The organism is Gammaproteobacteria bacterium (genome assembly GCA_029884425.1).
GTDB lineage: Bacteria > Pseudomonadota > Gammaproteobacteria > S012-40 > S012-40 > JAOUHV01.
In genome coordinates this window covers 1-14,479 of the sequence record JAOUHV010000064.1, presented here as the reverse complement: position 1 = coordinate 14,479, position 14,479 = coordinate 1, and the positions used below count along the sequence as shown (strand labels likewise).

The window sequence follows — 14,479 nt, the reverse complement described above, 5'->3', positions numbered from 1 at the left end:
CTTTCATCGCGCGACTGCGACCGATCATGGTGTACGGCGTGTGGCTGCTTGGCTGGGGCTTGCTGGTGTTGAGCAAATTCTTGCCGATTTGGCGGAATATGCGTTCAACGCCGCCATTGAGTTCGTCAATATCGATGGGTTTGTGAATGTAATCTTCTGCACCGCGTTGCATTGCCTGAATAGTGGTGTCCATGTCATGGAACGCGGTAATCATGATGACGTGGATATTGGGGAAATTCTGTTTGAACTCCGGCAAGCCAACCAGGCCAGATTTTCCAGGCATACGAATATCCAGGATAACCAGGTGAGGATGATGCTCATGCGCTTTCATCAGGCCCTCGTCAACACTGTGTGCAGTGGTGACGTCGTAGCCCTGGCTTTGGAGGTGTAATTGCAACGTGCGACAGTTGGCAACGTCGTCATCGACGACAAGAATTTTTCCGGAGAGAGCTCTGTTATTTGTCATATTCATCATTTTACTAAGAGTCGATTGGGCCGGTGGGTAATTCGACAAAGCAACATGTGCCATTGCCGCTGTGCATTTTTTCCAGGCAGATTTTGCCATGGTGTTGATCGATAATCCGTTTCACTATGGGTAAGCCCAATCCTGTTCCCTGGGCGCGCGTAGTGAAAAATGGATCAAAAATTTTGTCCAGATTGCTATCGTCAATGCCGGGACCGTTGTCGCATATTTTAATTTTAATCAGCGGAATGCCCTGCTCATATCCCAGTTCGGTGCGAACCACGATGGAGGGCTGATTGCCAGTATCGGCAGCGGCCTGCAGCGCATTCATCAACAGGTTGCTGAATGCCTGGCAGAGTTTGATTTTATCAGCGTGAATGCGCGGCAAATGGGAGGCATATAACGTGATAACGTCACCGTTAAATTCTTTGACCGCTTTTTGTACGGTGTTGATGGCGGTATTCAGTACGTCATTGACGCATACCCAGTCGGGGGTGATGGCATCTGGTTTGGCATATTGCAACATGTCGCGCATGATCTCTTCCATGTAATTGACCTGGTTGAGGGCGATGGACGACAGTTCTTCGGATTGACTGGAGAAGTTTTCGTTGACGTGCTTGCTCAATATTTGCAGCGTCATTTTGATGGATGATAACGGGTTGCGCAAATCGTGGGCGATCATGCTCGACATTTCACCGATGGCGGTGAGCGCCTGATTGCGGGCAATTTCCCGGTTGCGCGCATCGACTTCTTCTTTCAGACGTTTTTGTTCGCTGATATCGGTGCCAATACAAGTGAGCATGGCTACATTGGTACTGGGATCGTGGGTCAGGGTGTTGTTCCAGGATACGTATTTTCTGCCACCATCCTGGGTCAGTAAACATGTTTCAGTGGACTGTGGTGGCGAGTGGCCGCTGATCATTTTGAGGTACAGCGACTGGACACGCGGACGTTGATCTTCGGCGATAAAGTCGAACCAGTTTTTACTCAGCAATTCGTGTTGTTTGAGCGACAGTAGATTCAGCAAAAACGGATTGGCGAACAACACGGTGCCTTCATCGTTAATGCGAAGCGCGGCGAGGTTGATGTTTTCCAGTGTAGATAAAAAACGTCGCTCGTATTCGTTGTGTTCTTGAATGGATTTTCGGCGAACACTGCTTTGGGCCAGAAAATAGGAAATGGCCATGATCAGAATGGTAACGATGGTATATAGCTGCCAATGGGAATGAAAATACGTGTCCCAATGGGCATTGAGAGTCTTGGGTGAAACGTGAGAGATGATTTTCCATTGCTGGGTTACTGATGTGTCCTGGCGTTTTTTACGGGTGGTGGCTGAGTCGTTATTTTCGCTATACACGTCAGAAAAAGACGAGCTTGGCACAAAGGTGTCAAAGGTGAACAATCCATCCTCGTTGTGAATGGTACCGCGTGTTTTTCTGCTGATTTCGGCCCAAGCCAGCGGATAGCGTTCGACAAAGTTGTGTTGCTCTTCCTGATTGTTGCGGGCGGGCAGTGGCGGGCCCAGCCAGGCACCATTTGAATTGACCAGCGCGACGTGATCGGAAATTTCGCCTGCTCCCCGAGTCAGACTGTTCAGGATGACATCAGCATGCAGGCTGACCATCAATATGCCGCTTTTCCCCGCAGATGCATACAGTGGGGTGGCAAAGCGGATCACGGGGCGCGTTTGGCTGACGTTGTCGCGGGCATCATTGTTGGATTCGAACGATGACATGTAAATGCCACCGATGTTCATGCCGAAGGCTTTGCCGAAATAGGACTTATCGATTTGGTTTTGCAGGCTGGCCCGGTCGACGATGTAGGGATGGCCGTCGCCATAGTTGACGCGAATAAGCTCATTGCCCTTGGCGTCAATGATTTTGATTTGTTCGTAGGTTTCTTTTTTCTCGCTGAAATAGAGAATTTCCTGGGCCAGAGAGAGCCAGCCGTATTCGTCTTCGGGCGAATCGAGCACATCCCAGACTTCGTTGAGCTTGGAGAGAAAGATCATGTCCAGTACCACCGAATTTACTTCGTCGGTGATGGCATTGTCCGCGAGTTTGACGTACTGGGTTTCGTTGTTTTTCAGGCTGCCGCGCGACAGGCGCAGATCGGTGTAGTACTCAATGGCGGCAAAGACCACGAACAGCAGAAACAGCGGGGCAAAATAGGTGTAAAAGCGCGAAAGCAGTTGCGATGGGGCAGAAATGCCAAGCGTTTTTTGAGACTTGCCCATACTTCGTTCTTATCCAGCGTATAAAACAACTACGGGGCTGGGCCCCTTTATGGCGGATGTTCCGGATCTCGGCCGGAATTGAACGAATAGTATAACCCTAGATCAAGTGATGGTACAGATCTTTCACTTTTTGGAGTTTTGCGCGAGGTATTGGGGATGAGGGAGAACGTTTCGTACAAGAGCAGGGGGTTTCCCTGCTCTTGTATGGTGGCACTGTCTTACTTGGAGTTGTTAACCATGTAAGCAACAGCTGCCTTAACTTCGTCGTCAGTCAGGCTAGAACGGCCGCCTTTAGGAGGCATGAAGCCTTTGGCACCTTTGAAGCCTTTGATGGCGTGGTCTTCCAGAGTAGCCATACCTTGACCAGCGCGAGCAGCCCAATCAGCTTTGTCGCCCAGCTTAGGAGCGCCCATTACACCTGGACCATGACAGGTTTTGCAAACTTTGTTGTAGGTGTCTTCGCCAGCGCCAGAAGCAAATACAGGAGCCGCGATCAACAGGCCCAATACGCTGCCCAGAACTACACGATTGATAGATTTAACTGTCATTTTCCTCTCCCAAGAAGATTTAGTAGTAGAGATTGCAACACATTACTGTGGTAAAGCCGTGGTAGGGGGGAGAAACTGCCTGCCAGCGAACCCGCGATTATGGGGGATGGCATGTGGAACCATAGTCTCAAACTCACCTGGCAGGCAGTTAGCTCGTCTACCCACGTTTGCGCTGGGGTGTGCAGATTGGGTGCCAAAAGTTGTTGTGGATGTGCGAGGAGAATATTTTTGGATTATAACTTGTTGAGTAATAAGAACTTAAAATTTATCCTTGGCACAGTGAGCATGTTAGCATTGGCTAATGATTAGTCAGCGTTATCAGTCAAGAGGAAACGAATTGTTTAGTTTAGTATTTTTGTATGAAAACAAACTGTTCAAGGCTTTCTGTCTGGGCGGGAGAGGTTGCGGTCGGAGTTCACCCAGTGGGCGGTTTTGGTCGATTTTAATCGGGGGCTTGATGCTGTTTCCTGCCGCCGTTTCTGCCGCCGATGTGCGGGTGGCGGTGGCGGCGAATTTTTTGTCGACCTTACAGCAGTTGCAGCCCCTGCATCAACGCCAAACCGGCGATAGCCTGCTGATCAGCAGTGGCTCCTCGGCCAAGCTGTATGCCCAGATTGTCAACGGTGCGCCGTTCGAGGTTTTTTTGTCAGCGGACACTCACTATCCTGAATTATTGGAACAGCAGGGCAAGGCCGTGCGCGGCAGCAGATTCGTGTACGCAACAGGACAGCTGGTGCTGGTGGCATCGGATCGTACGGCGACGGTGGATGCGCAAAGTCTGCGCGCAACTTCGCTGCGCCGTTTGGCCTTGGCCAACCCACTGACGGCACCCTACGGAATGGCGGCGCAGCAGGTGTTGCAGCATCTGGGGTTGTGGCAGACGTTGACCCCCAAACTGGTGCGCGGTGAGAGCGTGGCGCAGGCCTATCAGTTTGTTGCCACTGGCAATGCCCAGCTTGGATTTGTCGCCTTGTCGCAGGTGCAAAGTGCCAGCGGCGTGCCACGGGCGTATTGGCTGGTGCCGGCGGACTATTATTCGCCGTTGCAGCAGGGTGCAGTGTTGCTGACGAACAAATCGCCGGCAGCGCAGCGATTTTTGAATTTTCTGCAGTCGGCACCGGCGCAGCAATTGATTCGACAGGCGGGGTATCGTTAATGAGCTGGTGGCCGGCGGTTTTGCTGAGTCTGCAGTTGGCGTCGGTGACCACGGTGCTGTTGCTGTTGCTGGCCACACCACTGGCCTGGTGGCTGGCACGAACCCGACGAAAATGGGCTGCGGTGGTCGAGGCCGTGGTGGCGTTGCCGCTGGTGTTGCCGCCCACTGTGTTGGGATTTTATTTGCTGCTGGCGCTGGGCGCGCAAGGGGTGATCGGTGGCCCCTGGTCGGCGCTGACCGGCTCGCCGCTGACGTTTACCTTCACCGGTTTGGTGATCGCTTCGCTGGTTTATTCCTTGCCGTTTGTGGTGCAGCCGCTGCAAAACGCGTTTGTGGCGGTGGGCCATAAACCGCTGGAGGCCGCCTGGTGCCTGCGCGCCGGCAAGCTCGATACCTTCTGGCATGTGGTGATGCCGCTGGCGCTGCGCGGTTATGTGACAGCGGCGGTGCTGGGATTTACCCACACCTTGGGCGAATTTGGCGTGGTGTTGATGGTCGGCGGCAGCATTCCGGGACAAACCCAAGTATTGTCGATTGCCATTTACGAGCGGGTCGAGGTGCTGGATTACGCCAGTGCCCACGCATTGTCGGCGGGGTTGCTGGCGTTCACTATGGTGGTGCTGATTTTGGTGTACGTGATGAATCGACGGTTTCCTGCCCATGAGCATTGATGCGCAATTTCAGTTGCAGTTAGGGGCGTTTGTGCTGGATGCCCAGTTGCGGGTGGGGCGGGGTGTTACGACCTTGTTTGGTCCGTCGGGCGTGGGCAAGTCGACCGTGCTGCGTTGTCTGGCGGGCCTGGAACGCGCCCAGGGGCGGTTGCAGGTCGGCGAACAATGCTGGCAGGACGATGCGCGCGGGATTTTCGTTCCCACTTCGCAGCGGCCGCTGGGCTATGTGTTTCAGGAGTCGCGCCTGTTCGCCCATTTGACGGTGGAAAAAAATCTGCGGTTTGGCATGCAGCGCGTGCCGCAGGCCCAGCGTTTTGTTGATTGGGACGAAATCATCGCGCTGCTCGACATCGGTCATTTGCTTTCGCGCCGGCCCGAAAAATTGTCGGGCGGGGAACAGCAGCGGGTGGCCATTGGCCGCGCCTTGTTGACCAGTCCCCAATTGTTGCTGATGGACGAGCCGCTGGCGTCGCTGGATCAGGCGCGCAAGCAGGAAGTGCTGCCGTTTGTGCGTCGCCTGCGCGAGCAGTTGCAGATTCCACTGGTTTACGTCAGTCACTCCCTGAGCGAAGTGTTGCAGATCACCGATACCCTGGTGCTGATGCGCGATGGCAAAACCGTAGCCGCCGGGGCAATCAGTGAATTAAGCACCCAGTTTGCTGCAGGGCGTACCTTGGGTGAGCTGGCCGGTGCGGTGATCGAGACCACGGTTTTGGCTCACGATGACTCGTTCGGTCTCACTCAACTGGATTTTGCCGGCCAACATTTGCAACTTCCTCGCTTGCAGGCACAGGTTGGCAGTCGGCAGCGGGTGCATATTTTGGCGCGCAATGTGGGGATTGCGGTGGGCGAGCCGCCCGCCAACACCAGCTTTTTGAATGTGCTGCCGGCGACAGTGACTGCAGTGCAGTTACCCGACGACGTGCGTCAGCCGGTGTTGTTGACCCTGGACGCAGGTGCGCCACTGCTGGCCAGCATCAGCCACAAATCGCTGCACACGCTGGGTTTGCAGCCGGGAATAAACTGTTTTGCGATGATCAAGGCGGTGTCTCTGGCCGAGACAGAAACACCGCCCTGAGTTTTAGGCAATGCGTCGGGCGCGGATGTCGTCGATTAACTCGGCGGCGGCCGCAACGCCAGATAATGCCGCCCCTTCCATGAAACCCTGCCATTCATAGAACGAGTTGGTGTGCTCGCCGGCAAACTTCAGCGCGCCGCAGGATTGCGCTTCCAGGCCGGCGATGGTGGTGAAATAGCCGGGCTGATTGCCGGTGTACGAACCACGCGAATAGCTCTGCTGTCCCCAGTGAGCGCGTTCGGCCAGATAACCATTGCCCGTTTGAATTGCACTCTGCTTCGCGCCAGGCACAACCAAATCCAGATCCGTGAGGAAGGCATCCACCTGCTGTTGCATTTTTTCATCGTGAATGTCCATGAATCCACCGGGCCCACTATGGCAGCCGCCACAGCTGCCCTGGCCGCCGGAGATGGGCATAAACTGAATGCTGCGCGCGCGATTGCCGCCGGCGTAGTCCGTCAGTACCGAGGTGGCGCCAGCGCGACTGTAATTGGTTTCCCAGGTGTTCTGGATATTGGGCAGGTCGCTGTAGATGTCGCCATTACCGCCTTGCACCACCCAGGGACGACCGTGGAAACCGATCATGGTTTTGACATTCTGACCGTAGACAAAACTGCTGATGACGCGTTTTTTGTCGGCAGACAATCCCAGCGAATCTTCCAGTTGCACATTGCGCAACACCGAGAACGGAATCGCCAGCACCACGGCGTCGGCAACTTCCGGCGTGGTCGCGTTGTTGAAAAATAATTCAAACTCGCCAAAGGTGTTGCGGCGCAGGCGCGTCAGTCGCATGCCGTAATGGATGTTGCCCGGCAGTTGTTCGGCCAGACGTTTTGGCACCTGATCCGAACCTTCGATGACGTGATAACGCTCGTCGCTGAACACGCCGTAGGGCGCAAACTGACGGCGACTGTCCAGGTGAATGAACAGCAGCAGATTCAGACAGCTTTGCTGATGGGTTTCCAGGCCGTATTCGACATTGTAGGCCGCGTCCAGCACGCCACGAATCAAGGGCAGGTCGCTGGCGTGGCGGTCCAGATAGCTGGCCAGATCGGTGAAGTCGAGTGCTTTTTCTGCTTCGGTGTGGCTGAAGAAGGTCGGCTGACCGATGCGTTGCAAATCCGGGCGCATGCGCTTGGCCAGTACGCGGTATTCGTCAACCACCTGCGCCTCGCTGTAATGCCGCCCCTGGAAATAATAAAAAACCTCGCCGGGATTTTTGTTCAAATCTTCCAGCGTTAAACCCAGTGCATTGACATAACCCAGCATGGTTTTGTGTGCGGTATCGATCATCTCGCCGCCGCGTTCCACCACCTGGCCGTTAAAGCGATGACTGGACCACATCCGCCCGCCCAGACGGTTGGCGTGGGCCTCATAAATGGTTGAAGAAATTCCCTTGCCGGCCAGTTCAAAGGCACAGCTGACACCGGCGGTACCGCCACCAACGATGGCAATGCGCACACCCGAGGTCAGACCCGCCAGGGCGCGATTGGGCTGGGCCAGCATGGCCGCTCCCAGCGCCGCGCCGCCACCCACCATGGTCAAAAAACTGCGGCGACTAAGCAGATGTTTGTGCTCGGCTTCCTGGACTTTTTCCAAAGCCGCCGAGGTGGAAAGTCGTTGTTGGTCAGCAAAACGGGCAATGCGGATGGAACGGCGAAGCTGGCGGAACAAATCGCTGCGTGACATAAAAGACTCCGTGCAAGTTTGAGTGGACACGAACCGGGATTACCAAGTGCCACCATTCTACACCCGACAACCTAAAGGGATATTGCCCGTTGGGGGGATGGCGGCCACGAAAGGTTTGTGATAGCGGGCGCTGGCCCAAAATGTGTCGGAGTTTTCAGACATGCCCAGCGTCAAAAAAAGCAGATATACTTCGCGCCATTCGCACATTGGGTATGTGCAGCAAACGCAATTGACGGAGGTTGTATGGCGCAAAAGGTAACTTTGGGTTGGATGTTGGTCGCCATGCTGGCGCTGACAGGGTGTGGCGCAGGCAGCAATGGTAGCGGTGGTCCACAGACCGGCAAGCTCAGTCTGCAACTGATCGATGGCCCGGTTGAAGAAGCCGAAGCCGTCGTGGTTGAATTCCACGGCGTATCGATCAAACCCGCAAACGGTTCAGCGATTGATTTCCATTATGATGAACCACGTTCGTTTGATTTGCTGCAACTGCAAAACGGCGCGGTTGCGCCCCTGCTGGATGATATCGAACTGCAAGCAGGCCACTACGAGTGGATTCGCCTGATGGTGAACAGTCAGCAAAACGTAGACGACACCTACATTAAGGTGGCCGGCGTGAAGCACGATCTGCCCATCCCCAGCGGTGACCAAACAGGTCTGAAACTGAACCGTGGTTTCACCATCACGGCCGGTGGTCACAGCCACTTCACCATCGACTTTGACCTGCGTAAATCAGTCATTCAAAACAAGCCGCAAGGCTACAAGCTCAAGCCAGTACTGCGTCTGGTGGACAACGTTGACATCGGCCATATCGGCGGCGAAGTCAGCGAAACCGTACTTAGCGACAACAACTGCGGCGTGACCGACACGGTAGCGGCGTCTGTGTACGTTTACCCAGGTTTAGACGTGACGCCAGACGACATCGGCAGCACCACCGAACCCGTTGCCACCAGCAACGTGGTGTACTCCGCCGAAACGAAGAAATACAGCTACACCGTTGGCTATCTGCTGGCTGGCAATTACACCGTCGCGCTGACTTGTGAAGCGGGTAACGATCACCCCGAAGACGATGACAGCATCGCGTTTGTGAACCCACAAAATGCGACCGTGATCCGCGAACAACACGTATCGGTAAACTTCTAAACCGTTACAGGTTGCGAAAAAAAACCGGGCCTAGTTGCCCGGTTTTTTTTGGTCTGGCGAATGACGTCACCGCCGCCCGGCTTATTTTTTGCTGGATATGCACTGTCGTAAACCAGTGCCGGGATAGCTCAGTTGGTAGAGCAACTGATTCGTAATCAGTAGGTCAGCGGTTCGATTCCGCTTCTTGGCACCAATAAAATCAAAGACTTAGCCAGAAAATGCTAGGTCTTTTTTTCGCCACAAGGAAAGTTTTCGTTCTGTAGTGCACTACGTAGTGCACTAAATGGGGTGCTGGCAGATTGGTTATTATGGAGTTGCCAGTAGCATTCATGGATGGTGCATGGCTAGTGGGGTTGATGTTCCCCTTTTTATCGCCGTTGCCTCAGCACGTTCGCTCGATCGATCTTCCCCAGTCAAAGCTTCACCGCTTGCTAGTGCTCAAAGGGGTAAATGGCTTGTTTTGATTGGTGAATTGGATATGATGGGGCCTATCATGCCGCCTGATTTATCTTGCGGCCAATTTTTGGGCACGGAGGCCGGTTGAACACAAAGGGAGCTTGGCTGCAGGCTTTCCCTGGCCCTGAGTGGGCTCGGTCTTCGAGTTTTCCCTCCGCTGTTCTTCCGGTTGTTTCTGGTTTGCTGTGCCCTCACCATTTTGCTCGATGAAGACAGGGTCAGAATGTGGCTTGGGGTCATCTTTACCTGTCAGCTGAGCCAAACTATGTATGTATTAATGTCTCTAGCTCCTCCAACTGCTGTTTTGCCCGTTGCAACGCTGGCAACAATAGCCCTTCTTCAATCTGGTTATACGCGTCACTCAATAGCGCATAGGCTTCCTGATATCTTTTTTGCTCCCGCCACAGACGCGCCAAATCACAAGATATTTCGAACATGAACATAGGCGCATCTTGTTCTTTGGCGATCTCCAATGCTTGAAGCAGCACATCCTCCACTCCCGACTCACCCTTCAGCAACATCAACGCAGCGCGCTGCCTATATAATTGTGAGGCAAAATATCTTTCGTTATTTGCGTTCATTACAGAAAAAGCTTCTTCGAGTAATAGATTGGCTAGAAGCGCATCGCGACGCATCAACGCCGCATTGATTAAATCGACTAACAAGTACGTGCTGATTTTTGCGCCAGTCTCGTAATACTCTGCCAACCCTGCCTGTGAATCATCTTGTGTTGGCCGCGCCAACTGAAAAATAGGTTTGAGCATGGCGTGAATTAAAATAAATCCATGCTCCTCGGTCAGTGGAATCGATGCTGTTGCACACTCTAATGCCATATCCAGCTCGCCTCGCTGCTTATGACAACTCGCCTTCGACCATTGGGCAAAAACAACAGAGAATGGCTGGCCAATAACATGCGATAACGCAGTGCCGCGATCTGCTGCGACCAATGCCTGATCGGGAAAACCCTTAAACCAAAGAAGTTTAGACAAAAAATAGTAACCCAGGACACCTGGGTGCAAGGCAGCCATAGAAAAATTGGGGTGATTTTCATTAAACAGCGCCATCGCCACAGTAGTATGCTTAAGGGCGCTTGAGAAATGACCACGATACATCTCTACTGAAGCTTTCCCCAAGTGACCGCAAATTAAAGCTGCTTCACGGTTATCAGGATATTGGTTAGTCAACAGTCGTTGCGCATATTCACCAACCTTTTCAAATTCACCTCGAACATTGTGAAAACAGATCAGCCCCCACAAGATAGAATGAAGAAGTGGCGTGCTGTTCAGCGCTTGACCGCAAGCCAATATGCGATCATACACTGGCGTTAACTCGGGAGCCGCAAAGCCGTGAGTTATCTGCATCGCCGTTGAAAGCGCTGTACACAACTCCAATGTGGTGACAATGTACGCAGGATCACTCGCAAACTCATGATCAATAATTGTTAACGCGCGTCCGGCCAATGTCTCCACTTCGTGTGGCGCATGACGTCGAAGGGCGATGCGGGTGGCGAGCACCAAATAGTGCAGAGCGCGAGCACGATCGTGTCCACATTCAAAATGACGCGCCAATTCAGAGGCGAGTTCCTCACTACGTTGCACCGATTGCGCCTCAAACCAGCGACCTGTCTCGAGATGTAACTGACCACGTCGCGACGGCAAACTTAATTGATAGGCTAACTCTTGGTAATATGCATGAATAAATACATAGCGATTACTGCGCCGACGCTCTGGCGAATAGGAGTGACTGCTGTATCGAAAAAGACGATGATTATTCACTAGTCGCTCACAACTACCGTCAGCTGTAAATAGATCAACGCCACACAATTTCGCCAACGTAGCCAATGAAAAGTTACTCCCGCACACCGCAGCAGCTTCGACTATTCTGCGCTCAATTTCATCGAGACGATCAAATTGACGCTCCATCAGTTGACGCAAACCTTCAGGGAGCGTCGACAACGTCATTAACAATGATTGCCAGTCAGGATTATCATTATCCAACAATAGCGACATCTCTTCGGCAATAAGCGAAAGGTAGAGAGGCAAGCCCTCAGTACGCCGATATATCGAGCTAATTAGCTGCGCCGGCAGCGACGAGCCAGGAAAGCGACCACTCAGGTAATCGGTCACCTCTTGCTCACTCAAATGATCCAGTGAGATTTCGTCATAAAGCCTATGCAGTTGCAAAGATTTTCGCAGCGCGCACAACGGACGCTGCTCAACAACGATATCCACAGGTCTGTAACTAGCCAGCAGTAACCAGCGTCCTGCACCGTGCCGGCGAGCCAGATAGGCGATCAAATCAAGTGTCGTGTGATCGCTCCAATGCAAATCTTCCAACACCAATACCACAGGATGGCGCTCCGTCCAGCGCTCCAGAAACTCCCCAAACTCCCTTAACATGCGCTCGCGACTGCCGCTTTGTACTTCAGCCAACAACGCTTGTCGCTGTTGCTCTTTCAGCAACCAAGGCAGCTGCGCCAACCAACTAGGCGCAATATGACGCAGTGTATCAACTATCTCCGTTCCACCAAGTCGGCAGAGTTGATTCAGTGCCTCGAGCACCGGTAAGTAGGCCTCACCCTCGCCAAATTGATCCACGCACTGACCTTGTGCCAGATGAACCTCCGTGGGTAATTGCGCGGAAAAGAACCGCAGCAACGTGCTCTTGCCGATTCCCGCTTCGCCACTTATAAACACAACCCGAGGTCGCCCTAGTTGCGCCTGATGCAAAAACTCATGCAAACGTTGCAAAGAAGCGCTGCGGCCTACCAAAACGTTCGAGTCTGCGACGGGAGCATGTGTATTCACTTCGGCAATAAAACGGTATCCGCGGCGATGCACGGTCTCTATATAACGAGGTGCCCTGGCGTCGTCGCCCAGAGCTTGTCGCAGCTCTTGAATCGCATTTTTCAGCACCCCCTCACTGACATGTCGGGTATGCCAAATTTCGTCAAATAGCTCCTCTTTGCTCACAATTCGGCCAGGCCTTTGGCAAAGGCAGCTCAACAATGCAAACGCTTTAGGGGTGAGATCGACTCGCTTATCCTTGCACAAAAGGTGCGCGGCGGCTGGCTCAAGCTGATAAGGACCAAAAAAAATGCTGGCGGACAACGTTCAGATTCCTGTTCTGCTAATTAGTTAAATCGACCACGACTCAAGTACAATCAATCATCCGCCGATTGTCAAAAACAAACTTTACCGCATGTTTTTCAACACGTTATACAACGATGTCCACATGATCTTCAGCAATACATGACTGAAATATGACCGTTTCGTGACAACTTCCCCTGAACAGCCGCGTATGATAAATCACAGGCTCATATTGGTGTTATTAGGAAACCTGAGCCAACCTATCACATTTATATAAGTTATTGAGAGTCACTATGAAAAAATCGACGACAGTTATCGCAATTGCAACCATCGCCCTATCCACCAGCGCTCACGCAGCATTAATCGACCGTGGCAACGGCATGATCTATGACTCAGACCAGAACATCACTTGGTTACAGGACGCCAACTACGCCATGACCTCGGGTTACGATGCCGATGGTCTTATGACCTGGGCTGCGGCCAACACCTGGGCGAATAATCTAGTCTATGGCGGCTATGGCGACTGGCGCTTAACGAATGTAGATCAAAATTGTATCGGAAAAGACTGCACTGGTAGCGAGCTGGGCCATTTGTACTACGTTGATTTTGGTTTGACATGGGGCCAATCAGTTTTAAGCGGTACCGATGCTGATCTGGATTTATTCAACATTTCTCAGGCCTTCGGCTATTGGTCACCTTCCGAATACGAGTCCAATACCGATAACGCGTGGCTCTTCAGTACAGCCAGTGGTCAACAGGGTTCCAGCAATAAGCAAAATGAGTTTTACGCCTGGGCCGTTCGCGATGGCGACGTTGCCCTAAACCGTGATGCCGTACCAGTACCAGTACCAGCACCTGCACCGGTGTTGCTGTTTGGAGCTGGCATTTTAGGCATGATGGCTGCGAAGCGGCGCCGTAGTTGATTTGGGTAATTCGGCGCATTTGACTTTACAGGGGGGGCTCCCCCCCCCTAATTAACAACGGAAATATTCGAGCCTGACCCTGTCTTTGGTTATTGCTCAGCGAAACATGACTGAAATATGACCGTTTCGTGACAACTTCCCCTGATCAGCCGCGTATGATAAATCACAGGCTCATATTGGTGTTATTAGGAAACCTGAGCCAACCTATCACATCTATATAAGTTATTGAGAATCACTATGAAAAAATCGACGACAGTTATCGCAATTGCAACCTTCGCCCTATCCACCAGCGCTCACGCAGCATTAATCGACCGTGGCAACGGCATGATCTATGACTCAGACCAGAACATCACTTGGTTAAAGGACGCCAACTATGCCATGACGTCGGGTTACGATGCCGATGGTCTTTTGACCTGGGGTGCGGCCAACGCCTGGGCGAATAATCTAGTCTATGGCGGCTATGGCGACTGGCGTTTGGCCAGTATCACCGACACCGGCACGTCTGGGTGCAATTGGGCCAACACAGGTACCGATTGTGGCTATAACGTTGATAGCGCCAATTCGGAACTGGCTTATATGTACCATGTTAATCTGGGGCTGGAGTCCTATCTCAACGAGAATGGCAGTATTGATCCCACCTGGGGTATCTTCGGCAATGGCACTCTTAACGGGATAGATACCAGCTCCTATGGCCAGAATGATGTCGGGCTGATCGATAATCTCCAGTCGAACTACTATTGGTCTGGTACTGAATACGCGCCCGATACCCAGTACGCGTGGTACTTCAATATCTCCAGTGGCTATCAGGACATCATCACTAAAGACTATGAGTTTTACGCCTGGGCCGTTCGCGATGGCGACGTTGCCCTAAACCGTGATGCCGTACCAGTACCAGTACCTGCACCTGCACCGGTGTTGCTGTTTGGAGCTGGCATTTTAGGCATGATGGCTGCGAAGCGGCGCCGTAGTTGATTTGGGTAATTCGGCGCATTTGACTTTACAGGGGGGGGCTCCCCCCCTAATTAACAAC

Annotated in this window: 11 protein-coding genes and 1 tRNA gene; 7 read left to right on the top strand and 5 right to left on the bottom strand. The window is 52.8% G+C overall.

Annotation, left to right across the window (positions count from 1 at the left end; all coding sequences use genetic code 11):
- From OEW58_13000 to OEW58_12990, 3 genes are all read right to left on the bottom strand, one after another.
- On the bottom strand, nt 1-466 hold a 466-nt coding region (locus tag OEW58_13000; protein ID MDH5302268.1), incomplete at its 3' end, for a response regulator.
- 13 nt (nt 467-479) lie between these two features.
- On the bottom strand, nt 480-2,699 hold the full coding sequence (locus tag OEW58_12995; GenBank protein ID MDH5302267.1) for an ATP-binding protein: 2,220 nt from the start codon (nt 2,697-2,699) through the stop codon (nt 480-482).
- A gap of 218 nt (nt 2,700-2,917) precedes the next feature.
- Nucleotides 2,918-3,247 (bottom strand): c-type cytochrome, encoded by a 330-nt coding sequence (locus OEW58_12990; protein MDH5302266.1) that lies wholly within the window; start codon nt 3,245-3,247, stop codon nt 2,918-2,920.
- A gap of 457 nt (nt 3,248-3,704) precedes the next feature.
- On the opposite strand from OEW58_12990, the gene modA reads away from it, so the two are divergent.
- From modA to modC, 3 genes are read left to right on the top strand one after another with little or no spacing between them, the layout of a single operon-like run.
- On the top strand, nt 3,705-4,403 hold the full coding sequence (gene modA, locus OEW58_12985; GenBank protein MDH5302265.1) for a molybdate ABC transporter substrate-binding protein: 699 nt from the start codon (nt 3,705-3,707) through the stop codon (nt 4,401-4,403).
- Complete coding sequence (gene modB / locus OEW58_12980; protein ID MDH5302264.1) at nt 4,403-5,074, top strand: molybdate ABC transporter permease subunit; 672 nt, start codon at nt 4,403-4,405, stop codon at nt 5,072-5,074. Before modA ends, modB begins: the two co-directional genes overlap by 1 nt.
- Nucleotides 5,064-6,152 (top strand): molybdenum ABC transporter ATP-binding protein, encoded by a 1,089-nt coding sequence (modC, locus tag OEW58_12975; GenBank protein MDH5302263.1) that lies wholly within the window; start codon nt 5,064-5,066, stop codon nt 6,150-6,152. The genes modB and modC overlap by 11 nt, the downstream gene beginning before the upstream one ends.
- 3 nt (nt 6,153-6,155) lie before the next feature.
- Here the strand turns inward: modC and OEW58_12970 are convergent, their stop codons facing one another.
- Nucleotides 6,156-7,841, bottom strand: a complete 1,686-nt coding sequence (locus OEW58_12970; GenBank protein ID MDH5302262.1) for an FAD-dependent oxidoreductase — start codon at nt 7,839-7,841, stop codon at nt 6,156-6,158.
- A 243-nt stretch (nt 7,842-8,084) separates the two neighbouring features.
- On the opposite strand from OEW58_12970, the gene OEW58_12965 reads away from it, so the two are divergent.
- Both OEW58_12965 and OEW58_12960 read left to right on the top strand, forming a co-directional pair.
- A complete protein-coding gene (locus OEW58_12965) occupies nt 8,085-8,981 on the top strand; it encodes a DUF4382 domain-containing protein (GenBank protein MDH5302261.1) in 897 nt (298 codons plus the stop codon).
- A 117-nt stretch (nt 8,982-9,098) separates the two neighbouring features.
- Nucleotides 9,099-9,174 (top strand) — tRNA-Thr (locus OEW58_12960).
- A gap of 526 nt (nt 9,175-9,700) precedes the next feature.
- Here OEW58_12960 and OEW58_12955 read toward each other — a convergent pair.
- Nucleotides 9,701-12,547: an AAA family ATPase gene (locus OEW58_12955; protein MDH5302260.1), complete on the bottom strand. Its 2,847-nt coding sequence runs from the start codon at nt 12,545-12,547 to the stop codon at nt 9,701-9,703.
- A gap of 272 nt (nt 12,548-12,819) precedes the next feature.
- Here OEW58_12955 and OEW58_12950 point away from each other — a divergent pair, with 272 nt between their 5' ends.
- Both OEW58_12950 and OEW58_12945 read left to right on the top strand, forming a co-directional pair.
- On the top strand, nt 12,820-13,449 hold the full coding sequence (locus OEW58_12950) for a DUF1566 domain-containing protein (GenBank protein MDH5302259.1): 630 nt from the start codon (nt 12,820-12,822) through the stop codon (nt 13,447-13,449).
- A 324-nt stretch (nt 13,450-13,773) separates the two neighbouring features.
- Entirely contained in the window at nt 13,774-14,421 is a 648-nt protein-coding gene (locus OEW58_12945; GenBank protein MDH5302258.1) for a DUF1566 domain-containing protein, read from the top strand.
- The last annotated feature ends 58 nt before the right edge of the window (nt 14,422-14,479 follow it).

Excerpts from the sequence above, each read along its gene's own strand:
- OEW58_12995 (MDH5302267.1), bottom strand. The coding sequence starts at position 2,699 with ATGGGCAAGTCTCAAAAAACGCTTGGCATTTCTGCCCCATCGCAACTG.
- OEW58_12990 (MDH5302266.1), bottom strand. The coding sequence starts at position 3,247 with ATGACAGTTAAATCTATCAATCGTGTAGTTCTGGGCAGCGTATTGGGC.
- modA (MDH5302265.1), top strand. The coding sequence starts at position 3,705 with ATGCTGTTTCCTGCCGCCGTTTCTGCCGCCGATGTGCGGGTGGCGGTG.
- modB (MDH5302264.1), top strand. The coding sequence starts at position 4,403 with ATGAGCTGGTGGCCGGCGGTTTTGCTGAGTCTGCAGTTGGCGTCGGTG.
- modC (MDH5302263.1), top strand. The coding sequence starts at position 5,064 with ATGAGCATTGATGCGCAATTTCAGTTGCAGTTAGGGGCGTTTGTGCTG.
- OEW58_12970 (MDH5302262.1), bottom strand. The coding sequence starts at position 7,841 with ATGTCACGCAGCGATTTGTTCCGCCAGCTTCGCCGTTCCATCCGCATT.
- OEW58_12965 (MDH5302261.1), top strand. The coding sequence starts at position 8,085 with ATGGCGCAAAAGGTAACTTTGGGTTGGATGTTGGTCGCCATGCTGGCG.
- OEW58_12950 (MDH5302259.1), top strand. The coding sequence starts at position 12,820 with ATGAAAAAATCGACGACAGTTATCGCAATTGCAACCATCGCCCTATCC.
- OEW58_12945 (MDH5302258.1), top strand. The coding sequence starts at position 13,774 with ATGATCTATGACTCAGACCAGAACATCACTTGGTTAAAGGACGCCAAC.